26 protein-coding genes and 1 pseudogene are annotated in these 23,498 nt (G+C 61.7%); 17 read left to right on the top strand and 10 right to left on the bottom strand.

Translation table 11 applies throughout. The features are described from left to right. Positions 1 to 29: 29 nt before the first annotated feature. Both AC06FE_RS03245 and AC06FE_RS03240 read right to left on the bottom strand, forming a co-directional pair. Positions 30 to 1,352, bottom strand: a complete 1,323-nt coding sequence (locus tag AC06FE_RS03245; protein ID WP_265955853.1) for an ATP-binding protein — start codon at positions 1,350 to 1,352, stop codon at positions 30 to 32. 209 nt (positions 1,353 to 1,561) lie between these two features. Continuing rightward, on the bottom strand, positions 1,562 to 2,470 hold the full coding sequence (locus tag AC06FE_RS03240; protein WP_478072211.1) for a LysR family transcriptional regulator: 909 nt from the start codon (positions 2,468 to 2,470) through the stop codon (positions 1,562 to 1,564). Between the two features lie 155 nt (positions 2,471 to 2,625). Between AC06FE_RS03240 and AC06FE_RS03235 the strand changes: the two genes are divergently transcribed. The 5 genes from AC06FE_RS03235 (at position 2,626) to AC06FE_RS03215 (ending at position 6,980) form a co-directional block, all read left to right on the top strand. Next, entirely contained in the window at positions 2,626 to 2,952 is a 327-nt protein-coding gene (locus AC06FE_RS03235) for a hypothetical protein (protein WP_265955850.1), read from the top strand. A 3-nt stretch (positions 2,953 to 2,955) separates the two neighbouring features. Next, positions 2,956 to 4,149 carry an MFS transporter gene (locus tag AC06FE_RS03230; protein WP_265955849.1) on the top strand — a complete coding sequence of 398 codons (1,194 nt, stop codon included), beginning with the start codon at positions 2,956 to 2,958 and terminating at the stop codon, positions 4,147 to 4,149. Positions 4,150 to 4,401: 252 nt separating this feature from the next. Continuing rightward, positions 4,402 to 5,175, top strand: a complete 774-nt coding sequence (locus AC06FE_RS03225) for an SDR family oxidoreductase (RefSeq protein ID WP_265955848.1) — start codon at positions 4,402 to 4,404, stop codon at positions 5,173 to 5,175. A 62-nt stretch (positions 5,176 to 5,237) separates the two neighbouring features. Continuing rightward, on the top strand, positions 5,238 to 5,993 hold the full coding sequence (locus tag AC06FE_RS03220; RefSeq protein ID WP_478072210.1) for a type 1 glutamine amidotransferase domain-containing protein: 756 nt from the start codon (positions 5,238 to 5,240) through the stop codon (positions 5,991 to 5,993). Positions 5,994 to 6,074: 81 nt separating this feature from the next. Further along, entirely contained in the window at positions 6,075 to 6,980 is a 906-nt protein-coding gene (locus tag AC06FE_RS03215) for a LysR family transcriptional regulator (RefSeq protein WP_265951469.1), read from the top strand. A gap of 865 nt (positions 6,981 to 7,845) precedes the next feature. Here AC06FE_RS03215 and AC06FE_RS03210 read toward each other — a convergent pair. Continuing rightward, complete coding sequence (locus AC06FE_RS03210) at positions 7,846 to 8,745, bottom strand: LysR substrate-binding domain-containing protein (RefSeq protein ID WP_265951468.1); 900 nt, start codon at positions 8,743 to 8,745, stop codon at positions 7,846 to 7,848. Positions 8,746 to 8,872: 127 nt separating this feature from the next. Between AC06FE_RS03210 and AC06FE_RS03205 the strand changes: the two genes are divergently transcribed. The 3 genes from AC06FE_RS03205 to AC06FE_RS03195 are packed head-to-tail and all read left to right on the top strand — an operon-like array spanning position 8,873 to position 10,613. Next, entirely contained in the window at positions 8,873 to 9,433 is a 561-nt protein-coding gene (locus AC06FE_RS03205; protein WP_265951467.1) for a hypothetical protein, read from the top strand. Beyond that, the gene (locus AC06FE_RS03200) at positions 9,426 to 9,752 is read left to right on the top strand and encodes a hypothetical protein (protein ID WP_265951466.1); all 327 of its coding nucleotides are present in this window, start codon (positions 9,426 to 9,428) and stop codon (positions 9,750 to 9,752) included. The genes AC06FE_RS03205 and AC06FE_RS03200 overlap by 8 nt, the downstream gene beginning before the upstream one ends. A 9-nt stretch (positions 9,753 to 9,761) precedes the next feature. Further along, complete coding sequence (locus AC06FE_RS03195) at positions 9,762 to 10,613, top strand: MBL fold metallo-hydrolase (protein ID WP_265951465.1); 852 nt, start codon at positions 9,762 to 9,764, stop codon at positions 10,611 to 10,613. Positions 10,614 to 10,740: 127 nt separating this feature from the next. On the opposite strand, the gene AC06FE_RS03190 is transcribed toward AC06FE_RS03195, so the two are convergent. Continuing rightward, positions 10,741 to 11,025: a winged helix-turn-helix transcriptional regulator gene (locus AC06FE_RS03190; protein ID WP_309146996.1), complete on the bottom strand. Its 285-nt coding sequence runs from the start codon at positions 11,023 to 11,025 to the stop codon at positions 10,741 to 10,743. Positions 11,026 to 11,135: 110 nt separating this feature from the next. On the opposite strand from AC06FE_RS03190, the gene AC06FE_RS03185 reads away from it, so the two are divergent. Both AC06FE_RS03185 and AC06FE_RS03180 read left to right on the top strand, forming a co-directional pair. Continuing rightward, a complete protein-coding gene (locus tag AC06FE_RS03185) occupies positions 11,136 to 12,179 on the top strand; it encodes an NADPH:quinone reductase (RefSeq protein ID WP_265951464.1) in 1,044 nt (347 codons plus the stop codon). A gap of 208 nt (positions 12,180 to 12,387) precedes the next feature. Next, positions 12,388 to 12,837 carry a BLUF domain-containing protein gene (locus AC06FE_RS03180; protein WP_100434270.1) on the top strand — a complete coding sequence of 150 codons (450 nt, stop codon included), beginning with the start codon at positions 12,388 to 12,390 and terminating at the stop codon, positions 12,835 to 12,837. 49 nt (positions 12,838 to 12,886) lie between these two features. On the opposite strand, the gene AC06FE_RS03175 is transcribed toward AC06FE_RS03180, so the two are convergent. The 3 genes from AC06FE_RS03175 to AC06FE_RS03165 all read right to left on the bottom strand — a co-directional run bounded on the left by AC06FE_RS03175 (position 12,887) and on the right by AC06FE_RS03165 (position 14,672). Next, the gene (locus AC06FE_RS03175) at positions 12,887 to 13,249 is read right to left on the bottom strand and encodes a response regulator (RefSeq protein WP_265951463.1); all 363 of its coding nucleotides are present in this window, start codon (positions 13,247 to 13,249) and stop codon (positions 12,887 to 12,889) included. 1 nt (position 13,250) lies between these two features. Then, complete coding sequence (locus tag AC06FE_RS03170; protein ID WP_265951462.1) at positions 13,251 to 14,393, bottom strand: two-component system sensor histidine kinase NtrB; 1,143 nt, start codon at positions 14,391 to 14,393, stop codon at positions 13,251 to 13,253. 90 nt (positions 14,394 to 14,483) lie between these two features. Continuing rightward, positions 14,484 to 14,672 (bottom strand): hypothetical protein, encoded by a 189-nt coding sequence (locus AC06FE_RS03165; RefSeq protein WP_265951461.1) that lies wholly within the window; start codon positions 14,670 to 14,672, stop codon positions 14,484 to 14,486. A gap of 269 nt (positions 14,673 to 14,941) precedes the next feature. Between AC06FE_RS03165 and AC06FE_RS03160 the strand changes: the two genes are divergently transcribed. From AC06FE_RS03160 to AC06FE_RS03140, 5 genes and pseudogenes are all read left to right on the top strand, one after another. Then, positions 14,942 to 15,856 (top strand): NAD(P)/FAD-dependent oxidoreductase, encoded by a 915-nt coding sequence (locus AC06FE_RS03160; protein ID WP_265951460.1) that lies wholly within the window; start codon positions 14,942 to 14,944, stop codon positions 15,854 to 15,856. A gap of 96 nt (positions 15,857 to 15,952) precedes the next feature. Continuing rightward, positions 15,953 to 16,462 (top strand): ferritin-like domain-containing protein, encoded by a 510-nt coding sequence (locus tag AC06FE_RS03155; protein WP_265951459.1) that lies wholly within the window; start codon positions 15,953 to 15,955, stop codon positions 16,460 to 16,462. 51 nt (positions 16,463 to 16,513) lie between these two features. Further along, positions 16,514 to 17,416, top strand: coding sequence for a manganese catalase family protein (locus tag AC06FE_RS03150; protein ID WP_265951458.1), 903 nt, complete (start codon positions 16,514 to 16,516; stop codon positions 17,414 to 17,416). A gap of 654 nt (positions 17,417 to 18,070) precedes the next feature. Further along, positions 18,071 to 18,247, top strand: coding sequence for a DUF3606 domain-containing protein (locus tag AC06FE_RS03145; RefSeq protein ID WP_205404867.1), 177 nt, complete (start codon positions 18,071 to 18,073; stop codon positions 18,245 to 18,247). 12 nt (positions 18,248 to 18,259) lie between these two features. Further along, a pseudogene (locus AC06FE_RS03140) lies at positions 18,260 to 18,439 on the top strand (DNA polymerase ligase N-terminal domain-containing protein); the annotation flags it as partial. A 436-nt stretch (positions 18,440 to 18,875) separates the two neighbouring features. Here AC06FE_RS03140 and AC06FE_RS03135 read toward each other — a convergent pair. The 3 genes from AC06FE_RS03135 to AC06FE_RS03125 all read right to left on the bottom strand — a co-directional run bounded on the left by AC06FE_RS03135 (position 18,876) and on the right by AC06FE_RS03125 (position 20,246). Continuing rightward, entirely contained in the window at positions 18,876 to 19,298 is a 423-nt protein-coding gene (locus AC06FE_RS03135) for a low affinity iron permease family protein (RefSeq protein WP_205404862.1), read from the bottom strand. Next, on the bottom strand, positions 19,295 to 19,549 hold the full coding sequence (locus tag AC06FE_RS03130) for a hypothetical protein (RefSeq protein ID WP_205404861.1): 255 nt from the start codon (positions 19,547 to 19,549) through the stop codon (positions 19,295 to 19,297). Before AC06FE_RS03130 ends, AC06FE_RS03135 begins: the two co-directional genes overlap by 4 nt. Positions 19,550 to 19,967: 418 nt before the next feature. Then, positions 19,968 to 20,246 (bottom strand): hypothetical protein, encoded by a 279-nt coding sequence (locus AC06FE_RS03125; RefSeq protein ID WP_100434271.1) that lies wholly within the window; start codon positions 20,244 to 20,246, stop codon positions 19,968 to 19,970. A 64-nt stretch (positions 20,247 to 20,310) separates the two neighbouring features. Here AC06FE_RS03125 and AC06FE_RS03120 point away from each other — a divergent pair, with 64 nt between their 5' ends. After that, on the top strand, positions 20,311 to 20,901 hold the full coding sequence (locus tag AC06FE_RS03120; protein ID WP_265951456.1) for a hypothetical protein: 591 nt from the start codon (positions 20,311 to 20,313) through the stop codon (positions 20,899 to 20,901). Between the two features lie 428 nt (positions 20,902 to 21,329). After that, on the top strand, positions 21,330 to 23,459 hold the full coding sequence (locus AC06FE_RS03115) for a methyl-accepting chemotaxis protein (RefSeq protein ID WP_323054330.1): 2,130 nt from the start codon (positions 21,330 to 21,332) through the stop codon (positions 23,457 to 23,459). Positions 23,460 to 23,498 lie beyond the last annotated feature (39 nt).

Genomic DNA, 23,498 nt, shown 5'->3' with positions numbered 1-23,498 from the left:
GGGGCGGGCGGATAGCCCGATGGGGGAGTTCACGGCGGCAAGGTCGGCGCGTGCGCGGGCAGGTCCAGCAACACCTCTAGGCCGCCGCCGTCGCGGGCAACGAACTCCAACCGCCCACCGAAGCGCTCGACGATCGTGCGAACGATGGAGATTCCTAGACCCGAGCCTTCGGCGCCCGCCCTTTCGTGATCGCCACGCCAGAAACGCCGACCAATCTGTTCCGCTTGGTCGGCACTCAGCCCCGGGCCGCGGTCTAACACTGAGAGCAGGCAGCGGCGGCGATCCTTATCCCAGGACATTCGAAGAGCCACCTTGGTATCGACCGGCGAGTAGCGAAGCGCGTTGTCGAGCAGGTTCTTGACGGCGGTTTGCAGCAAGGGCCGGGGCATGGCAACGGTGATGTCCTCGCCGTGATCGCCCAGCTCGATCCGCGATCTCTGCTGCGGCGCTACAGCAAGCACGCTGTCGGCCAAGACATCGGCAAGCGAGACAGACGATTGTTCGAGCATGTCAGGACTGTCGGCACGCACCAACGCGAGCATTTGGTCCAAGGTGTGCCGCAGGCGCCGCACGCCATGTTGGGCATTGTCCAATGCGGGGGCGACCGCATCGCCTGTTGACTGGCGAGCCACCTGTAGGTGTGTGTCGATGATCGTTAGCGGTGTGCGTAGCTCATGAGCGGCGGCGTCTGTGAATGCCCGCTGGTTGTTTACCGTCTTCACCAGGCGTGCCACCAACGCGTTCAGGGATTGCAGCATCGGCTCAAGTTCGGTTGGGTAATGCGCAGCGTCGACCGGGACGACACTGTCGGCGTCTCGTGATGTCAGCTCCTGGGATAGCCTGGTCAGTGGTGCCAAGCCACGGCTGATGCCGATCCACAACACACCAAGTCCACCGATAACCGCGATCAGGAACGGCAGACCAGCGGCAATCAGCATCCGATCAGTCAAGTCCGACCGTTCATCGATTCGATCGGCTGTGGTGACCTGATACGCATCGTCTCGGAGCACGTAGATCCTCCACTCGGTGCCTGCAACGACTTTCGTGGAGAATCCAGTGGGAAGGCGCGCGGCCGAGTTCGTTGGCGGCTCGCCACGGCGAGACAGAACCTCTCCTTGCATGGTGCGGACCTCACAAGCAATGCCTTCATGCGCGGCGCTCTTCAACGCATGATCGAACTGGACTGCTGAGGCGGGGATGTCCAAAGATGTGCGAGAAACCAGCCCTGCTACCATCCTTGCCGACATCGCCAGTCGACCATCGAGGGTGTGTTCCAGCTTTGTCTGGATGCCACTGAGCATCCAGGTTGCCGCGCCTGCCCACAGCAGAAGTAGGGCGAGGCCGGTTAGCATCACAACTCGAAGTCTCAGACTCACGGATCGAACTCCTGACCAACAACGATCACGTCGACTCTCCTTGTTTTGTGAGAGTCAGCGCATGGCTCTCGACGATCTCCAGCCTCCGTCAGATGATATACGGCTCAATGCCAGTGTGTTCCCAGCAGTAACTGAGCGGGGTCCAACCTGCTTCGATTGAGTGGCTGGGTTCGAGCTTTAGGCTGTCATTGATCCCAAGGGGCCTGCTGCCAGCGCCTCAGTAGGAAGTCGCTGAAGGCCGTCAGTCGGCGGGGCACAGGCTCTCGCCGCACCCGCACGATGCTGATCTTCGAGGGGACGGCCTCCCAGTCCGGCAAAACGCGCACCAATCGCCCATCGCGGAGTTCCTCGTGGATGTCCCAGGTTTCGCGCAGCGAGACGCCCAGTCCGGCAAGGCACCAAGCGTGTAGGACGTCGCCGCTGTCGCTACAGAGCGTGCCGCTGACCGTGACAGACTTCTCCCGCCGGCCCATACGCAGCGGCCAGGTGTTTTGCAACAGCCCCGGATAGGCGAACACCAAGCAGTTGTGCCGCTCCAGATCTTCCGGCTGAGCGGGCTGTCCATTCACTTTTAGGTAGGCGGGAGACGCCGCAAGAATCCGCCGGTTGTCGGCCACGCGCCTCGCCACCAGGCGTGAGTCGGCCAGTTCGCCCATGCGGATCGCCAAGTCCAGATCGCCGCTATACAGGTCCTGCACCTGATCGGACAGGCGCAGGTCGAAGCCGACTCGGGGATGTAGACGACAGAAATCGTGGATCGCTGGGGCCACGAACTTGCGCCCGAACGGCAGGGGGGCCGTCAGGCGGATGGTGCCGCTTAGTTCTTGGTTGCCGCCGGTCGCCAGTTCCTGCACTTCCTCCAGCACCGCTAGGGCCACGCGGGCACGCTCAGCGATAGCCCGCCCTTCGTCGGTGATGCGCAAGTTGCGGGTGTTGCGCTCGAACAGCGTGGTGCCCAGCGCCTGTTCTAGCCGGGCGATCTGCTTGCTGACCGTCTTGGGCGCGAGGTGCAGGTCGCGTGCGGCGGCGGAAAAGCTGCGCCGGTCCACCACATGCACGAACACCGCCAGATCATCGAGATTGCGCAGAGCCATTTGGGCCATTCCGGGGAAAGTGTTTGTCTATTTTGGTCATTTGAAGGATATATCGGATTCACCAGAATGAGGTTCCTTACCTCGCATACCGCAACGCGCACGCTCCCCTTGGAGGTGCCTGGCGGGGTGCACGACCCGCACCCAGGAGCCTTTCGATGACCCAACGCATTCTCTTCGTCCTGAGCAGCCACGACCGCAAGGGGCCGACTGGCGCCGCCGACACGGCTCCTGGTGGTTTCCGTGTTTCCAAACCCTCGCATCCGCATCGAGTGCTGGCTGACGCGCGCTATTACGACAGCCTGCCGCTCCCGCTTGCCGATGCCGTGCAGGAACGCGGTATCCGGCAATGCCCGAACCGAATCTTCAGCAGAAGGGGGTTAGCCAGCGAGAGGCTGGTGCTGGACCAGAACCCGGCTTCGGCCAAGGGTGTGGCCGAGGCGATGCTGCCGCTGCTGGCAGCGGCATCCGTGGGTCGGATCTAAGCCATGAACGAGCGCATGCCTTTCGTCATCTACGTCTTCGCGCTTTGCGCGTTCGCACTGGGTTTCACCGAGTTCGTGACCATCGGGCTGGTCTCCACCATCTCCAGCCACCTGCATGTCAGCGTGGCCCAGGTCGGCACGGCGGTCACGGCCTATGCGCTGGGCGCGGTAATCGGTGCGCCGGGCCTGACCGCGCTGGCGAGCCGCTGGCCGCGCAAGCCGCTACTGCTGATGGCGATGGGGCTGTTCACGCTGGGCAACGCGGTGGTCAGCTTGTCGGATGCGCTGACGCCTTTGCTGATTGCTCGCTTCGCCTCGGGCCTGGGGCACGGCGTGTTCCTGGCCGTGGCCTCGAGCGTTGCCACGCAATTGGCGGGCCGGCATCGGGCCGGGGCGGCGGTGGCTGTAGTGTTCGGCGGCCTGACCTTGGCCCTGGCGTTGGGCGTTCCTCTTGGCACCTACCTGGGCGCCGTGCTGAGCTGGCAAGTCATCTTCATGGCGGTCGCCGCGAGCGGCGCGATTGGTTTCCTCGGCCTGCTTGCCCTGATGCTGACGGATCGGAACGACGGCTCGGCGCAGGCCAACGCAATGGATGGTCTCAAAGCCATGTTCAATCCGCGTCTGCTGGCCGGAGCCGGCATCACTGTGTTGGCCTATGCCGGGTCGTTCGCGCTCTACACCTACATTTCCCCGATCCTGCTGCAGGTGACGAACGTCAGCGAGAGCAGGGCCAGCCTGTTGATGCTGGGCTATGGCGTGATGGCAGCCATTGGCAACATCTGGGGCGGACGCCTGACCGACCGCAAGGGTGCGGACTTTGCCGTGATGATCGTACTGGTCGGCTTGGCAGTGGTGCTGCTGGCGATTTGGGTATCGGCACCGTCGTTGCCATTGATGGTGTTGTTGACGGGCTTGCTGGGTGCGCTGACCTATGCTGCGGTGCCGGCTTTGCAGGCGCGTGTGATCGGTCTGTCGCAGGTCCACGCGCCGCAGGCGCCGGCGGTGGCAGCTGGGCTGAACATCGCCGGCTTTAATGGCGGTATTGCGCTGGGTTCGCTGCTGGGCGGTGCCAGTCTGGAGGCGATGGGGCTGACCAGCACGGCGTGGGTGGGGGCGGTTGCCGTTGGCCTGGGGATCCTCTGGATGCTCTGGCAGATGCGGCGTCCGGCATTTCAGGTTGAAAGACTTGTGACCTGATCATTCCGCTGGCACCGGTTCGTGCCGGCGGGCAGCGTAGGCATCTACCCCGCCAGGAGCCACAAATGGGGCTGTCTTCATGGGATAGCTCATGGCGCGAGCCCTCATTTTCCGGTGCGCGTTGTGAAAGCCGAAGCCCAGCGTTCCTTCATTGGGCTGTTTTTCTGGATTATCTATCCAGTCAGTGACGGATTATCGCTTGGCAGGAGCCGCCTAAGCTCAACTCTCCGTGACTCGTGAAGGAGATTTTCCATGGCAGACCATTCCATCCGGGGCAAGGTTGTCCTCATCGCCGGCGGCGCCAAGAACCTCGGCGGCCTGATCGCCCGCGACTTGGCCGCGCAGGGCGCCAAGGCCGTGGTGATCCACTACAACAGCGCCGCCTCCAAGGCAGATGCCGATGCCACCGTCGCCGCGGTGCAGGCCAGCGGTGCGCAGGCCGTGGCGTTGCAGGGCGACCTGAGCACGGCCGGTGCCGTCGAAAAGCTGTTCGCCGACGCTGTCGTGGCGGTCGGCAAGCCCGACATCGCCATCAATACCGTCGGCAAGGTGCTCAAGAAGCCCATGGCCGAGATCAGCGAGGCCGAGTATGACCAGATGACGGCCGTTAATTCCAAGACCGCCTTTTTCTTCCTCAAGGAAGCCGGCAGGAACCTCAACGACAACGGCAAGATCTGCACAATCGTGACCTCGCTGCTGGGCGCCTTCACCCCGTTCTATGCCGCCTACGCAGGCACCAAGGCGCCGGTGGAGCATTTCACCCGCGCGGCCTCCAAGGAGTTCGGTGCACGCGGCATCTCGGTCACGGCCATCGGCCCGGGCCCGATGGACACGCCCTTCTTCTATCCGGCCGAGGGCGCCGATGCGGTGGCCTACCACAAGACGGCCGCAGCGCTTTCGCCTTTCAGCAAGACCGGCCTGACTGATATTGAGGACGTAGTGCCCTTCATCCGCCATTTGGTGAGCGACGGTTGGTGGATCACCGGCCAAACTATCCTCATTAACGGTGGATATACAACCAAGTAAGCGTCCACGCCAGCCGCCGGGGCCCAGGTCCGGGCGACAGTTGAACTTTGGAGGGCACAGCCATGCCAGCATCTGACCTGAAAGTTGAAACCCGCATCGGCGTGAAGCGCAAGCCGCGCCGCATCCTGTCGATCGTCTCCAATACCGCCCAGCTGAAGGGCTTTGCGGTGGGTTTCTTTGGCGAAGAGATGACCCGCGCCTTCCTGATGTTCACAGAAGCCGGGCATCGGGTGGACCTGGCGTCTCCGGAAGGCGGCGAGGTCATGATCGACACGCACAGCGACCCGCGCACGCCCGGCGGCCCCTACGCCGACGACCTGGTCACTCTGGGCTTCGTCCATCACGCCGGGTTTGGCCCGTTGCTCAGGCAGACGCTGCCGATCAGTGCGGTGAACGTGGACGACTACGACGCGGTGTGGGTTGCCGGCGGGGGCGGGCCGCTGCTTACCTTCAAGGACGCCCCGGCGCTGCACGCGCTGATTGCCGACTTCTACGAGAAGGGGAAGATCGTCGCCTTGATCTGCCACGGCGCTTGCCTCCTGCTCTGGACGCGGCTGTCCGATGGCAGGTTGCTGGCCGAAGGCAAGACCTGGACCGGCTTCAGCGACGAGGAGGAGGACGAGGTCAACAAGGCCTTTGGCATGACCCTGAACGACTACACCATCCAGGGCGAAGCCGCCCGGATCCAGGGCACCACCTACCGCTGCCGGGGCGCGAACGAACCGTTTGCGATCCGCGATGGGCGCTTGATCACCGGGCAGCAGCAGTACAGCAGTGGGCTCACCGCCGAGCTGGTGCTCGATGCCTTGGACGAGTAGGGTCCTTGGACATGACGAGCACTCGCATGTGTGGGGGCCGTCGGTGTTATTTGGTGGTTGCGCGATCGTGGGAAAGGATGAATGGACAAACTCGGTCAGTACCGCATCTTCGTTCAGGTTGCCGAGATGGGCAGTTTCATCAAGGCCGCCCATGCGCTGGACGTGCCGCGCGCATCGGTGTCTGCTGCCGTCCAGCAACTTGAGTCAGCCATGGGCTCGCGCCTGTTGCACCGAACGACACGGCAGGTGCGACTCACTGCCGATGGCGTGCAGTTGCTAGAGCGCGTCCGCCTGTTCCTCTGCGACGCCGAAGACATCGAGCAGCTGTTCCATGCCAGCCAACGCAAGATTTCGGGACGGCTCAACGTGGACGTGCCCAGCCGCATCGCGCGTCGGCTGATTGCCCCTGCACTGCCCGGCTTCTTCCGTCGCTATCCCGGTCTCCAGCTGGCATTGGGCTCGACCGACCGAGCGATCGATCTCGTGCAGGAAGGCGTTGATTGTGCCGTGCGGATCGGCGCGCTGCACGACAGCAGTCTGGTCGCTCGTCCGCTGGGGCATATCGCCCTGGTCAACTGCGCCAGCCCGGGCTACCTGCGTGAGCATGGCATGCCGACTAGGCCGGAGGATCTGCTCCAGGGCCACTTGTCCGTGGGCTATGCCTCGCCTTCCATCGGGCGCAAACTTCCCTGGGAATACGTTGTGTCGGGCCAGGAACGGCTGGTCGCCGTAGCCAGCCGGGTGGTCGTCAACAACGCCGAAAGCTACATCGCCTGCTGCGTGGCGGGGATGGGATTGATCCAGATTCCCCGGTTTGATGTCCAGCACCTGCTCGACAGGGGCGAACTTGTGGAAGTCATGCCCGGCTTTCGCGCCGCGCCCATGCAGGTATCGCTTGTCTACCCCAACCGCAGGCAGCGTTCTCGCCGACTCAATGCCTTCATTGAATGGTTTGAGGCGCTGATGCGGCCCCACCTCGACCTGTGAGGCCTAGCCAGGTCGGCGATGGGATGGCTGGAACCAACCTTGGCCGGCTGTCAACGCAGCAGCGATGGACGCGTTGGATCAGACGTCCCCACCAATACGCCAGCGCGGCCGTATCAGATGCGGAGGTCTTGAACACGCCAGCGCTCGTGATGAGGAGGGGCGAGCACTCCTGCCATCGCCTCCATCGGGAGAATGAAGTGGCTTGGAGTGTTCCGCGCAAAAAGTAATATATATGTTTGCAAATATGCGGATTTAAGTAAGCTATATGTTTATGTCAAAGGCTTCCCGCGCAATCCAGTAACTTCCATGGTCTACCGCAGCTGCAATTTAGAAGCTTGGGGCGGATTCGGCTGTGGCCAGATTGAGGCGCGGAGAGTCCCTTAAAGCATGGGCCTAGCGACTGGGTGTTTCAGTGTCTACGTTGCTTCGCCTTGAGGCCGGTGACCCCTCCGTAAGATTGGGCATCGTGGCCACAGCTCTGTGGCTTATTCAGCGAGACGATGATCCAGGGTGTTGGCCAGCCCGGAAAGAGATCTGGGGGGAGTTGAGCGTACGGGACGCGGTCGGGCTAGGTCGTGCACGTGCCCAGGTATCCGCCGAGGCTCGGGTGAGCAGGCGGATGAAGATCAAATTTGATCAGCTTTATCTGAGGATTCCGGATGATCTACAGCGCTTTCCGGCCATGGCTCTCCAGAGGACTCTGTTGCCGAGTTTCTGAGAGCACAGTTCCCAGCACAGTTGGATGTGACGAAGTTCGGCCACATGGTCGTCTAAGTGAATCATTCAACGAAGGGGCGCCTGCATAACCCTCTTAGCGGTAGGCCAATGCTGTCATTGCGAGCGCTCCTACGGCGTGGTCATCAAGTCAGTTTTCCATCCGAGCCGCGCGGGCCTCTTCCTGCAACCAGTGTGCAAACGCTTGCACTGGACCGGCAGTCAAACCGATCGGTTCGGACAGCACCAGGCAGAACGTCTTGGACACCGCCTCGCCTTGCGGCCATGGCGCCACTAGCCGACCTTGCTCCAGCTCTGTGTCCACGTAGAGGCGTGGCACCAAGGCGACCCCGAGGCCTGCAAGCGCTGCTTCAATCAACATCGCATGAAGGTCGAAGCGTGCCCCCACCGCTGGGTTGGTGAGGGGTATGCCTGAGTCCTTGGCGTAGCGGTGCCAGGCATCGGGGCTTTGTCGTCGGTGTAGCCGCGGCAGTTGGTCCAGCGAGACGCGAGCCTTTGCGCCATTGATGAGCGCGGGATGGCACACCGGCACCAGCACTTCCTGCAGCAGCGGGTATGTGCGCATACCTGCCCAGGCTGGGTGCTCGAAGTGCACGGCGGCATCGAATCCGCTGCCGGCAAGCGCGAACGGGTCAGTGCGCTCGGAAAGGTGCACGGTGATGTTCGGGTGCGCGCGACTAAACGCGGGCAGGCGAGGGATGAGCCATCGCAACGCGAAGGTGGGCGTGACGGCAATGTCCAGGCTTGCAGCGTCCTTCGGCTGGCCCATCAGGTATTGACTGTCGCGGTCCAAGCGGTCCAGCGACTCGCGGACTTGGGCAGCGTATCGCTCGCCATTGGGCAGCAGGCGGACGCGATTGCCGACCCGCTCAAACAGGGGGACCCCTAGGAAGGACTCCAGCCTGCCGATCTGGCGGCTGATCGCCCCCTCGGTGAGGGAAAGCTCTTCCGCTGCCCGCGCGAAGCTGCCGTGGCGGGCGGCGGCCTCGAACGCGGTCAGGGCGGTGCTGCTGGGAATCTTCCTGCGCATGGGGATTCAACGTGACCTTTTGTCACTGAAGCATACCGAAACATCGATTTGGTGGGAGCCAATGCAGGCCTAGCATGATGGGACATCAACAAGGGGCACGCGCACAAGCCGGCCCAGGAGTGTTCCCATGATCTACACCGTCGAATGCAGCTATTCCGACTCCGCCAGCGAGGATGAATGGAACGATTTCTACAGCCTGCACAAATTGCCTGCGCTCATTTCCGTGCGTGGGTTCCACACCTCGCAGCGCTTCCGGGCATGTGGTGCAGGGTGCCCGACCTACCTTGCCCTTCACTCGATAGACGGCCTGGAGGTCCTGCAAGGGGAGGAGTACGCCCGGAAAGGAGGGGGCAACTTCGCGCGCTGGCAGCAGCACATCACCGACTGGCATCGCAACCTATACAGTGGCTTGGATCGGGCCTTCGCCGTCGAACAGGGCGATTACCTCTTGGTGAGTCGCGTCGGCCCTGAGCCGCTCATTGCGATGGGGCTCCCCCCCGAGGCCATGCATGCGGTTGCGCTGGATCATGCGCCCGCAGCGCTCTGGCTTGCGCGCCTTCCGGCCGGGATAGCTCCAGCTGAGGAATTCCTTCCGAGTGGGGTGTATGCGTATACGCCTATGACAGCACAACTCAAGAGCGAGGCGATTGAAGGTCAACAAGGATCGGAGCAGCGCTCACATGCCTAGACTCACGATCTACTTCACCGAGGAAGGGATGCCGGCGGACAAGAGTCTGGTGGAGCTCACTGAGCGATGCGCGATGCTATGCACGGAGGTGCTTGGTGCTGCGTTGGACAACGTCCACATTCTCTACCTGGCTGCGCGCCAGGGACGGGGCCATCCGGCGTCCGCGGAACTGGCCTATCGACTGGGACCGGGGAGGACGCCCGAGCTCATGGACGAATTCATGCGGCAGCTCGACCTGGCCATCCAAGACCATGCAGGACTGACGGCGCGCATCCGTTGCTTTGGCTACGCCAGTGATTCCCTCCACGCACGAAACTGACGAGCGGCCATGAACGCATCCATCGTTGAACGGGCTCTGCCCACCCTCCAGATCGGTGGCTTCCTGATCCAAGCGATCAGCGATGGCCATCTGACCGCCAGTTTGGATCTGCTCTCCCACATTGATCCGGCCGAGGCCGCGCAGCTACAGCTGAAGGCAGGGGTCAGCGACCCGTCCTCGATCCACATCAACACCTACCTGGTGCGTGGGAAGGACCGCACGATCCTCATCGACGCCGGTGCCGGGGGGATCAAGGGCTGGGGAGGGAAGCTGAGGGGCAATCTGTTGCGAGCCGGTGTGCAGCCCGCGGATGTGGATACGATCCTGCTCACGCATGCGCATCCTGATCATGTTGGCGGTCTACTCGATGCTCAAGGTCACCCCGTCTTCCCCAATGCGGAGCTGCTCATACACCCACGCGAGCTGGCGTTCTGGGAGGACGACGGCAACCTTGCCCGCAGCAATGATCGTGCCCGGGGCAACTTCCTGCTCGCACGGCAGGTGTTCGCCGGATACCGCCGCAACTTGCGCTTGTTGGCCGAGGACGATGTGCTGCCCGGTATTAGTATGGTCCCGCTGCCGGGCCATACGCCCGGGCACACTGGCTATCGGGTGGAATCGGAGGGCCGCAGTGCGTTGATCTGGGGTGACATCGTGCATTTCCCCCACATCCAAATTGCCAGGCCCAACGTATCCATCGCGTTCGACCAGGATCCGCAGCGGGCTGTAGCGGCCCGTTCAGCGCTTTTGGATATGGTCAGTGCAGATCGGTTGATCGCGGCCGGCATGCACTTGGGTGAGCTGGGGTTTGCTCGCATCCAGCGCATCGGAAGGAGTTATGCCTTCACCTACGCCGGATGAAGAAGGACTGGTTGTTGTAAGGGCAGCGTCCGCTCCTGGCCGAAAGCAGCCGTCCAGGACGGCGCCTAGAGTCGGAAACAAACTATGCGCTAAGCCGAGCACATTGCGAACCGCGATCCCAACAGGGCTAGTCGTTCCTGCTGGCCAGATAGTGCTCCCCCCAGGACTTCATTGCTTCCAGCGTCGGTGCCAGCGTGGTGCCTAGCGCCGTCAACGTGTATTCAACGCGTGGTGGAACTTCTGCGAACACTTCGCGTCGAACGATGCCGCTTGCCTCAAGCTCGCGCAGCTGCAAGGTCAGCGAGCGCTGGGTCACTCCGCCGATCAGTTTTCGCAGTTCCCCAAACCGTTTGGTTCCGCTCAGCAGGTAGTGAACGATCAACGGCTTCCACTTGCCACCCGCGATGTCCACGGTGATTTCTACGGCACATCGGTACTCGGGAGGGGCGCTACGGGGCATGACTGCTCCAATGGGATACTTTGTATCCCTATATATACAAAGTGTGCCTAGTTGTAAAACGGATGCTTGCCTCCGATAGTGCTGACCCCGAAGGAGTCCCTTCGCAATCAGAGAGAAAGCCCGTGCGAGCTGCGTACTACGACCGCCAGGGCCCGGCCGATGTGGTGCTTCGTGTCGCCGAGCTGCCGACCCCGCAACCCGGGCCAGGCGAAGTTCGGGTTCGGGTCCACATGTCGGGGCTGAATCCCACAGACCTCAAGGCCCGCACAGGGTTCTCTTCGCCGATGCCGTTTCCACGCATCATTCCCCACCAAGACGGGGCGGGTGTGATCGATGCGGTTGGCGACGCGGACGAGGTGGGCCGTCTAGGGCAACGGGTCTGGATCTATGAAGCCCAGCATGGCCGGGCGAGCGGGACGGCAGCAGCGTTCGTGGTGGTGCCATCAGGGCATGCCGTGCCGCTGCCTGACGATGTCTCTTTCGAGGTGGGTGCATCCCTGGGCATCCCGGCACTGACAGCCCATCGCTGCCTCTTCGCCGATGGCGCCATCGACGGCCGAAGGGTGTTGGTGCAAGGCGGGGCGGGCGTGGTCGGCACCGCCGCCATCCTTCTGGCGAAGTGGGCGGGAGCCTGGGTCGCGGCAACGGTGATGAATCCCGAGCAGGCAATCATTGCCCGGGCGGCCGGAGCAGATCTGGTGCTGGACCGTCTGAACGACGATGTCGCCGACGCGATTCAAGCGACTACCCGGAATGCGGGCGTGGACCGCATCGTAGACGTCAATGTGAAGGCAAACCTCGATCTTGACCTCGCATGCCTCGCTTCTGGTGGGGTTATCAGCGCTTATGCAACCGTAGGGGCAACCGATGCGCTTTCACTGCCGCTGTTGCGTGCGATGGTGCACGGTTGCGTGCTCCGCTTCGTGTACATCTATTCGGTCCCTCAAGAAGCGAAAGACAACGCGATCAGGGACATCAACGCATGCCTTGCCAGCGGCGCCTATTCGCCCCATGTCGGCCTTAAGGTGGGGCTGGAGAAGATCGCCGAAGCGCACGGGGCACTTGAAGCGGGATCTGTCATGGGTAAAGTCCTCATCGCCATTTGAGCCAAGCCCTCGCCGGTGCATATGCGGGTCGGCTTCTGGCCGGAAGCGGACCTTGACCCGATGATTCAGAATGGCTAAAGAGGCTCCGCGCCGTTCTGGGCTTTTGTGAATCAGTCAGGATTGGCGTCGCACTTCCCACTGCTGCGCCAACCTTGCTGATTCAGTTTTGGTAACTTCTTCTGCTGATGGGGGCGACAAGGAGCAGTGGGTGCCAATTCGGGCGGTGGCGTATGTGAGTGAAGCTTCGGATCTTCTGACTGGAGACAAGCTGGGGCTGCAAGGTTCGAAGCTGGACGATCTGGTGGATGACGCTGCGCGCTTCAACCGCGACGCGGGCGTCAGCGGGGTGTTGCTCTTCGACGGTGCCAGGTTTCTCCAATACCTAGAGGGCCCGGCTGATGGGCTCGACGTTGCCTTCTCCCGCGTGCTCGGGGCCTCGAGCCACCTCCATCTGATTGAGTTGCAACGGGGCGCTGTGGCAGACCGGCGTCTGCCCTATTGGCCGATGAGGTGGCTACCCGTTGAAACGGACGAACTGAGCCGGGTGGCGGCCAGCGACTGGACCGCGTTCAAGGTACGGGGAGATGGCGAAGCACTCAACGCGACGGCAATTGACCGTCTGCTGTTCCTGGTCAGCCGGCGAGCGCTTGTCGACTAACAGGCGCACTGATGGCTGGAGCCCCGGGTTCCCGCGAATCTATCCTGCTTCAGTTGCCGCCTAGGTCTTCGTGGATGGCCGTGATGAGTTGACGGAAGCGGTAGGGCTTGGGAAGGAAGCGCACCGTCTCGGGTAGCGCCGGCAGCTGCGATCGCTGGAGGCCCGAGACAAGCGTGACGCGGGCGCTGGGCTGGGCAATGGCCGCTACCAACGCTACGTCCAGACCAGAAGCGCTGTCGGGCATGTTGAAGTCCGTCACAACCACGGCGAACTTAGAGCCGCCTTGGAGAAGGACGATGGCGTCGTCCCCGTTGCTTGCGGAGGTCACTTCGAACCCTTGCGAGGTGAGGGCCTCTACAACGACATTTCGAAGGTCGTCTTCGTCTTCGACAAACAGCACGTGGATCGGCATTTCAGTGCTCTGGTGCGGGGAAGCAAAGGCTGACGCAGGTTCCTTTTCCCGGCTCGCTCTTGAGCTCGGTGAAGCCACCCGATTGAGCCGTAAAGCCGAACACCTGGCTCAGGCCCAACCCGCTGCCTCTTCCGATGGGCTTGGTAGTGAAAAATGGTTCAAATACCCTGACTTGCTGGTCCACCTCAATGCCTGTGCCGTCATCCTGGACGCTTAAGCAGACGTAGGGGGATTTCGCAGCGTTGGGGAGCGTAGGATCCCGGGTCAGGCGCACAGATGCTGTGATGGTGATCGTGCCGCCTTTCGGCATGGCATCGCGGCTGTTGCACACCAAATTAAGAACTGCGGCCTCCAGTTGGGCTTTGTCCAACGAGAGCGTGGGCAGTCCTCTTGGTATCTCGACGGTCAGAGCTATTGCTGCACCGGCGGAGCGGCGTAACAACGCCTCGCATTCAGCCATCATCGCTGCTAGGTCGACGGCCTCCGGCACCAAGGTCTGACCTTTGCCAAAAGTCAGTAGTTGCCGGGTAAGAAGGGCGCCGCGCTCGGCCGCCCGCTGCGCCGTGTCGATGAGCTTTGCCACCGTCCCGTCTTTCACCCGCATGCTGATCAAGTCCAGGCAATTGACCACGATCGTCAGCAGGTTGTTGAAATCGTGCGCCAGTCCTAAGGTGAACTTGCCGATGGCTTCCATCTTCTGGGCCTGCAGTAGGTCGCGCTGGGCTTGGAGCAGCTGCTCCTGTGCTTCGTGGCGCTCGGTGATGTCGCGCGTGATCTTGGCAAAGCCCATCAACTCCCCATCCTCCCAAATGGGATCGATCACGACGCTTGCCCGGAACCGAGTGCCGTCTTGTCGTAAGCGCCACCCCTCACCGATGTAACGCCCCTCCGCTGCCGCAGTCCGCAGGTTCCTTTCAGGCAAGCCGATTTCGGCTTCTTCAGGAAGGTAGAACCGGAAAAAATTAGTGCCCACCACGTCTGCGGCGACATACCCTTTGATGCGCTGGCCGCCGGGGTTCCATGTCTGAATCACGCCGGTCGGGTCCAGCATGTAGACCGCATAGTCCGTGACAGAGTTCACCAACATGGCGAACTGCCGGGATTCGTCCCTCAACACGGATTCGGGTTTCGCTGGTCGGGTCATGGGTCATCCTCGGCAGAGCCAGCAAATGGACTGCATGCGTGACGTCAGGGTGGGCAGCGCCGGTATTGACGTGCCCATGGCGCCTCCCCGCTATTGCGGTCCAAGCATCCAGTGCGCATCACGCAGTGTACGCGGGCATCTGGATCCGCTTGCGGCGATGTAGTTCAATGCTTCGGAAAGCATTCGAAGAAACTGCTGTTCAGGATAGACCGTTGCCCATGTGGGCAGCTTCTCTTCGAGTTGAGCGATCATCAAATCGATTTCCAGATGCGTGCTCACTGTTCTTGGTCCTCCAGTTGCAGAGTAGAGGCAAAAGCAGAGAACGCGGCGTATGGGAAGCCGGAGCGACCATACACGCGGCCTGAATACATGATTCACATGGTCTTCGCGCCAGCGGCAGGGCGGCACCTCTCGGCTCCTTCAGCGGTAACGGAGCAGGGCCGTCGTGTGACGAAACTGTCCCTATGACGGCATTTTTTTACACAGCCTCGCGACGCCCTGACCGGCAAAAGACCTTGGACCAACGCCGGATGGTTCCAGGAACGCCGATGACCAACAACGTTGCCCCTTCGTCTGTAGATGCGGTCGTGATTGGCGGAAGCTTTGCCGGCATGTCGGCGGCGCTTCAACTGGCTCGAGCGTGCCGATCGGTGGTGATCATTGATCACGACCAGCCGCGCAATCGCACCGCCAGCCTCGCGCACGGTTGCCTAGGCTGGGACGGGTGCTCTCCTAGAGACCTTCTGCAAACCGCCCGGCGGCAACTGGAAGCCTACAGTCGCGTGCGCTGGATCACGGATGAGGCTTCTGGTGCGCAAGGATCGGCTGGCCGTGGATTCCAAGTGATCTGCGCCTCTGGTCGGGTAGTTTCGGCTTATCGATTGATTCTGGCGCACGGGGTCGTCGATCAATTGCCGGATATCCCGGGCTTGATAGAGCGGTGGGGAAAGGGGGTGCTGCACTGCCCCTACTGCCACGGCTACGAGATCTGTGGCGGTTCGCTGGGTCTTCTGGTCGCGCCAGATGACGATGCTCTGGCACATGTCAGGACCTTGCAACAGTGGGGGCACGTCACGGTCTTTCATCGAGGGGACCGAACTGAGGAGGCGCTGGGCCTGCTGGAAAAGGGGTTGAGCGGTATTGGTGCATCCTTGGAACGTTCGCCCTTGTTGTCAGTCTCCAGCGATGCGACGGCGGATCTTGCAGACGGTCGCAGGTCGGTGCTGCGCGCCCTTTTTCTACACCCGGAAACGACACTGAGTTCTCCCATCGCGCACCAACTGGGATGCCGCACCGAGTCGGCGGGCTGCATTTCCACCGATTCTGCCAAGCAGACCACTGTGGAGGGAGTATTTGCCTGCGGGGACGCAGCCAGGTTCGCAGGCAATATTGCCCTGGCCATTGGAGAGGGGGCACTTGCTGGCGTCGCAGCACATCGGTCTTTGTTGGGATTACTTGAGTAAAGAAGCGACGTGCGTTCGCCGTGCCATCACGGAGACGTCGCTTCATTGCGATGGCGCGGGCGATACGGTGGAGGTCCATCAACAAGGGAGATCCCCATGGCAGAGCTCAAAGAGAACCTGTTGGACTGGCTGCGCGACGCACACGCGATGGAGCAGCAGGCGGAAACCATGCTCAAGGGGCAGGCGTCCCGCATCGAGCATTACCCGGTGCTGAAGGCGCGCATCGAAGAGCACATCCAAGAAACCATCGGCCAGCGGGAACTGCTGGAAGGGTGCATCAAGCGCTTGGGTGGTTCGCCGTCGACCGTCAAGGATGTGATGGGCAAGATGGCCGCCTTCGGTCAGGCCGTCGGTGGCATGACCGCCTCGGACGAGATCGTCAAAGGCGCGATGGCTGGCTACGTCTTCGAACACTTCGAGATCGCTTCGTACACGGCGTTGATTGCCGCTGCCAAGACCGCTGGCGACACCGAAACGGTGCGGGTCTGTGAGGAAATCTTGGTCCAGGAAGAAGCCATGGCCGACTGGCTGGCAGCCCACCTTCCTGAGGTTACCGAGGAATTCATGGTTCGCGATGCCACTCCAGGCGTCGAGGCAAAGAAGTAGACGCGCACACCTGCACAACGCAAGTCCCAGCCATCGCCAGAGGACCACGTCATGTTCTTGCACCACAAAAAGCTGATGTACACCGTCCGGGTCGAGCGCTCTGATCCGGCGCTCGCCACGCTCATGCTGGAACAGTTCGGTGGCCCACAGGGTGAGCTCGCAGCCGCAATGCGTTATTTCACCCAAGCGCTGGGAGAAACGGATCCGGGAAGGAAAGATCTGCTCTTTGACATTGCCACTGAAGAGATCAGCCACCTGGAGATCATCGGCACCATCATCTCGATGTTGAACCAAGGTCCGAAGGCCGTCCAGTCCGAAGGCATGGCGGAAGCAGAAGACATGCGCAACTTGGGTGGCAACAGCACCAGTCACACCCAGCAGATCCTCTACGGCGGCGGCCCCGCGCTGGTGAACTCCAGCGGGGTGCCTTGGAACGCCGCCTACATCGATTCCATCGGAGAACCGACAGCGGATCTTCGTTCCAACATCGCTGCGGAAGCACGGGCCAAGATCGTCTACGAACGCCTCATCAACGTGACCGACGACCCGGGCATCAAGGACGCGCTGCGCTTCCTGATGACACGTGAGATCGCCCATCAGAAATCGTTTGAGAAAGCGCTCTACAGCATCCGTCCGAACTTCCCACCCGGCAAGATGCCAGGAGACCCCGCTTTCACCGATCTCTACATGGACATGTCCCAGGGCGAGGGCGACGTTGAGGGCAGTTGGAACAGCGGTGACCTGTGGGAGCGGGTGAGTGATCGCGATGCCCAGGCCGCCTTGGATGGCGGAGATGGTAACTGCTCAGTGGGTCTTTCCGAGCGTGAGGCGTTGGCGCTTGAGGCCGTGAGCCTGCGCACGCTCTCTGATCCTGACGAAGCACCGCTCACCGGCGCAGAGTTGGCTACCGGCGACGGTGCAGGTGCGACGAAGAGTCCGGCACGGGAGCCGTGAGGAGCATGTTTCTTCATACCGGTTCCTCCCAGTAGCCATCTGACATGTGGGCGCCAGACAGCCAAGGTCTCGCATACGTCTTCTACCTCGCGTGGCTGGGCTTTGGCTGCATGGATTTCGCTATCCACCGCCGCACGGCCCTTCCCCTAACGTCGGGGCTGCGGGAGAGCGCGTTGCACGGCCTACAACTCCTTCTTGTCGGCGCGGGAGTGGTCCTGTGGGCTGCGCTGGACAGCTCCAGGGCCCTTGTAGCCCTACTGGCATGCCTCGCCGTTGCACATGGGGCTGCGGCCTACGCAGACACGGTGGTTGCCGATCAAGCCCGTCGTGTCACGCCGATGGAACAGCATGTCCACAGCATGCTCGATATCGCTCCTTGGGCTTTCGTGGGCTACACCGCATGGATCGCAGGGCCGACGTGGGCACTGACGTGGGCGCCCCGGCCAGCTTGGGTTTGGGCAGCCCTCATTCTACCGACGTTACCAACGGTCGTCTTGCCGTGGATGGCTGAGTTTCGCGCTGCATGGCTGGCAAGGCGCGGTGATTAACAGGCCCTACTGCATCACGGAGCCGCAACGTGTCCTGTCCTAGAACGGCTTGGAAGGGCGAGCGTGTCCTTCTTACCTGACACAACGAAGACGTGAGGATTCGACAATGGCAGATGACAAAACCAAAACCGGCGCAGCCGACCGCGACCGCGTCAATGTAAACGAAGACTACGAGTTGCAGTATTGGACCAAGGCCTTGGGTGTCTCCGCCGACGAGCTGCGCGCGGCGGTCAAGGCCGTGGGGCCCACTGCCGCAGCCGTTCGAGAGCATCTGGGTAAGTGAGGAGGATCTACCGTGTCCTTGGTCGAATACCGCCGCAAACGTCGCTTTGACCAGACCAAGGAACCGGAGCCTGGCAAAGCGCTGCCCAAGGGGCAGCGCGCCATCTTTGTCGTCCAACTCCATCACGCCAGTCGGCGGCATTACGACTTCCGCCTGCAGGTCGGGGATGCCCTGAAGAGTTGGGCCGTGCCCATCGTGGAGCTAGGACGCGGCACGATTGGAAGCAGACTACTGCCTTACTGGTCCATGCATTGGCTCCTGGCCGACCCCAGTCAGCTTCTCTCCGTAGCCCGTGCCGACTGGACTGGGTTCGTTAGATCAACCAATCCTTCCCCCCGGCGGTCAACCGCAATGGACCGGCTTCAGATTTATCTGCATCCCTATATCGCACGCCCGTAATAGCATCTAACGCATCGGCGTAGCCCGCCGGGACAGAGCTGGGCGCCCTGGTGTCCTCCCCGCTTTTTGCTACATCCATCATCGGGTGCAGGAGTGGCCGCGAGCGCATTTGGTATCGCACCTGCCGCTGCGCCGGCCCACCGCCACCGGAGTGGCTGGAAGACCCCGCGGAGCGGGGCCTTTCGTCAGGGCAGCTGTAAGCGCGTGCACAGCGTCAAAGCAGCACTGTTCAGGCCTTTGCAGCCGAGTCTCCATCGCAAGGCATGCATCGCTCCTTCTTGGATTTGATATCAGCGGCTGTCTTCGCTAGCGCCTCGTAGCGCTGGCGGATTTCCTCAAGGTGCGTCGGTTCCATCGACTCCAGGTTCAACAACTCCTGGTTGGCGCCCTTGCTGACCCGGATCAGTTCATCCAGTTTGATGTGCAACGCGGCGGTATCTGCGTTTTGCGTGTGCTGAATCAAGAACACCATCAGAAAGGTGACGATGGTGGTGCCAGTGTTCACCACCAGCTGCCACGTGTCATTGAAGTGGAATGCGGGCCCGCTAGCGGCCCAGGTGATGATCACGCCCAGCGCCGCGACGAACGCGCCGAGGCTGCCAGACAAGCGCGCCGTTGCAGCCGCTACGCGCGCAAATCCGCGGCGGATCACTGGTCTCCTCCCGCGGCCTCCTCATCCGGTCGACGATCTGGCAGTTTGACGCGCTCTCCGAGACGCTTCTCTTTTTGTTCCGGAGTTGGCGCGGCGACGAACGGAGAAATGGGATCACTGGCGGGGAAGGTCTCCTGCAGTGCTTCGTCATGATTGCGGTGGTTGTGCAGCTTCGCCTGCAGCGGGCTGACCGGATTGGTTTCCTGAGCTTCCTGCTCTGGGAGAGGAAGGTCTTTCTGATCGCGATGCATGTTGTGTCTCCAGGTTGGGCGCCACTGTTGAGGTGGCGTGCCTAGCATAGGAACTCCGCCGTGATCGGTCCCATCAAGAGTGAGGCAACGTGGCGTCAAGCCTTCAGGCAACAATCGTTAACACTTGCCCTGTCGCTGGCGCCTCGATGGGGGCGCCAAGGCCGGGCCCAGCCCTATAAAATTTGCCGGCGCGAAATCCGTGTTGCCCGGCGACGCATACAGGCAGAGCAGCGCGGATAGGTTCGTCGGTGCCAACGGCCTTGGATTGATACCTGCGAATGCATCGCGGAGAGGACGGCTGACTGCTTCTGGAGCAAAGCGCCTTGCTGCAGGGACCATATCGTGCAGTTCAGACAAACCTTCCGTGCAGCTGACCGAGTAATCGGCCCCGACAGTGGTCACTACCTGTAACCGCTTGCTAGCCGGCTCCCACGTCACCAACTACTACTTCACGGGTTAAGTTGCGCATTGCCTGCTGCATAGCCCCGTTGAAGGCAAACCCCTCTTCTCCTGCGTGGGCATCTGCAGCGCCAGCGAGCGTCATCCCCCATGCCAGTGAAAGCACTTGCGGGTTCGGGTGGCTGGCGATGACCGCCCGCAGCCCATATTCCAGGGCCTTGATGTAGCCGCGGTGGGCTTCCAGGTCGGCCTCGCATGCCTCAAGGCGCGCGGCCAGCTGTTCTAGGGAAAGTTCCATAGGAGGGCTCGACAGGTGTGGGGGCAAGATTGGATAGTGGGGGAAAGGCCGCCAGACTTTACCCATGAGCATCCTCAACGTTTTGCTGAGCGCTGACCAGTTGGTTGTGACGGTGGATACCTGGGCGGAGGACGCCATAAGCGGTCAAGCTTCGGCGGGGGCAAAGGTGCTGCTCATTCCTCAGCACCAAATCTTGCTGGCGACCCGAGGGTCGGCCCAGTTCTTCCTGCGCATCTACCAGCTTTCGTTGGAGGCCAGTTTTCGAGCGGACTTCACCCTGGAACAGCTAGCAGCGGAGTTGGGGCGGGTCATTGACCAGCTTTGGCCGAACTACGCCAAGGCCGTGGCTGAAGCGGGCTTGCCGGCAGAATACTGCACCACCGAGCTGGTGCTGGGCGGATGGTCCCCCAAGAACGGACGCATGATGGCCACCGCCTATGCCAAACACGACGCGGCGGTGCCCGCAGTGGTCCAGCCGATCACGGGGCAGCTCTCGTCGCCCGGTGAGCCCTTCCAGGCCTGGCCGCCCTCGATGGCCACCCCGGCCCTGTTTGAGGCGGGCCGGCTGCAGGCCAATCGGCTCAACGAGCGCATCGGGCGAAAGGTGGCAGGGGGAAGGTTGCTGCTGGGTTCCTTCAGCGAGGTCAGTCGGTGATCAAAGACCTCGGAGCGCTCTAGGAAGCGGAAGCGCCTTAAGGCTGGCCAGGGCGTACCGTTCAACTGTCATCGCCGACTTTAATGGTGCGCCCACACGTATGACCTACCGGGGCGTCGCCCAGCACCAGTGCATGTTCCAAGTCAGTGCCATGCTCACCTCAACCGATGGTGGACAAACGAAAGATACATGTGCTCTCCAATTTCGATAGTTGGTCGCTATCGGGCGACAAATCCTGTCTCCTAGATGGATGTCTGTTGTCTGAAATGGTGCTATTTGTGGTCAAAAGCGGACATTTGCCCGCTAAGTGAGCCAATTTCTGCGAAATAGCTGCATAAATGGGGCGCATTAAGGTTGTTCTTCGTGGGGCCGATCACTCGCTCGCCGACGCTGTCGGCCAGGAGCGTGCTCCTCCCCCCATGAGAGGTATGAATGTGAAGAATTTCTTGATGCGATACAGGGTCGGCACCCGATTGGGTGCGGCCTTCGTGGTGTTGATCGCGGTGGCGATGTCGATCGTGGCATCTGGCCTTTGGGCGCTGTCTCGCGCCGAGACCAGCATGGACACCATCGTGAAAGAGAGCATGGAGCGCATCCGTCTTTCCAAGACGATGGCTAGTGCAAACATGCAGATCAGCATTTCATTGCGCGAGCTGATCATGCTGCAGGACAAGAAGATCCAAGCATCCCTGCTGAAAGAGATCGGTGAGCAAAGGGCCATTTATGACAAGGCCCGCGACGCTCTGTATGCAACGCCTGCCGATGAAGAAGGAAAAAAGATTCGTGCAGTGATCACCGAGAAGCGGCTTGCGGCTCGCCGGGTCAACGATGCGGTCGTCGAAGCTGCGACGCACGGCGACGTGGCGACGGCAACGAAGCTGCTTAGTGAAGGAGACGCCCTGCTCGACGAATGGCAGGCGGCCATCTTCGCCAACGCAGAGCTTCAGGAGCGCTTGGCTGACGCGAGCTACCAAGACGCTCAGGCCGTTGCAGCAAGCGCCCGGAAGATGTTGGTCGCCGCTGGGGTCTTGGCGGTCCTGCTCAGCATCGCATTGGCAATCACCATCACGAGAAGCCTGACCATACCATTGGGCGAGGCGACTAAGACCGCAACCGCCATTGCGTCGGGCAACGTTGAAAACGTTATCAAGGTGGAAGGCCGAGACGAGACTTGTGCCTTGCTTGAAAGCATGCGATCGATGCAGGAGCGCATCAAGGGCCTGATTGCGGATCAAAAGGCAATGGCGTCGGCCCAGGCCGAAGGGCGGACGTCGCACCGCATCGATGAGTCCCTCCATCCAGGTGCCTTTGGTGAACTGGTCGGCGACACGAACGGCATGGTGGAGCGCTCCAACGCAGTAACCTCGCAGATCGTAGGCATTGCCCAGCACTATGCCGTCGGGGACATGAGCGCTCGCATGCCGCTGCTCCCAGGCGATCAGGCCGCCATTACCGAGGCCATGGAGACTACGCGGACGAACATGCTGGCCATCAACGAGGAGATTCGTCGGCTGGTCCAAGCCGCTGCGGCGGGAGACTTCTCTCAGCGCGGCGCCGCAGGTGGCTTCAGTCACAGCTTTCGCGAGATGATCGACAACCTCAACCAGATGTTCGATGTCAGTGATAAGAGCCTGTCGGACATCGCACGGCTGTTGGAGGCCGTCGCTCAAGGCGATCTGACTTACCGCGTTTCTGGCGAGTTTGGCGGCGTGTTCGCCACGATGCGCGATGCAGCGAACTCCTCCTCTGAGCAGCTGGGCCGGATCGTTCGGGGCATCCAAGACGGTGCTGGCGTCATCCGCGTGTCCGCCTCAGAAGTGAGCAAGGGTAGTGCGGACCTCTCCCGTCGCACCGAGCAGCAGGCGGCCAATCTGGAAGAGACGGCCGCATCGATGGAAGAGCTGACGTCGACCGTGCGCCAGAATGCCGATCATGCCATCCAAGCCTCGAAGCTTGCGTCTGACGCCGGCGACTTGGCCCTTCAGGGCGGGCGAGCCGTTGATCGCGTGATGGAGAAGATGGTGAAGGTTGAGGCCTCGTCCCAGCGCATCGCCGATATCACCACCGTCATCGACGGCATCGCTTTCCAGACAAACATTTTGGCACTCAATGCCGCAGTGGAGGCGGCCAGGGCCGGCGACCAAGGCCGAGGCTTTGCGGTGGTAGCAAGCGAAGTGCGAACGCTGGCACAGCGCAGCGCAGAGGCAGCCAAGGAAATCAAGCAGTTGATTGACCGTTCGGTTCAAGACGTGGTGGACAGCTCCAACGAAGTGCGTGAGACGGGGTCGACGATCCACCAGGTGGTGGGGAGCGTCCAGCGTGTCCGCGACATGATCACGGAGATATCGGCGGCCTCCCAAGAGCAAACCGCAGGCATCGAACAGGTCAATCAGGCCGTGATGCAGATGGATGAGGTGACCCAGCAGAACGCTGCTCTGGTGGAAGAGGCCTCCGCCGCGGCAGGAGCAGTAGAAGAGCAGGCGGTTGGGCTGGCCCAGGCGGTTGCTTTCTTTAAGGTCAACGCAGAATTCCGCCCCCGCTTGGTTCACGCCAGCTGAGTTCATCCCGCTGGGCACCGGGTGGCCGGCGGGTACTAT

It is taken from the genome of Stenotrophomonas sp. Steno-C18 (assembly GCF_056393195.1).
Note: the sequence above shows the minus strand (reverse complement) of the source record. Positions and strands in the feature narration are given on the sequence as shown.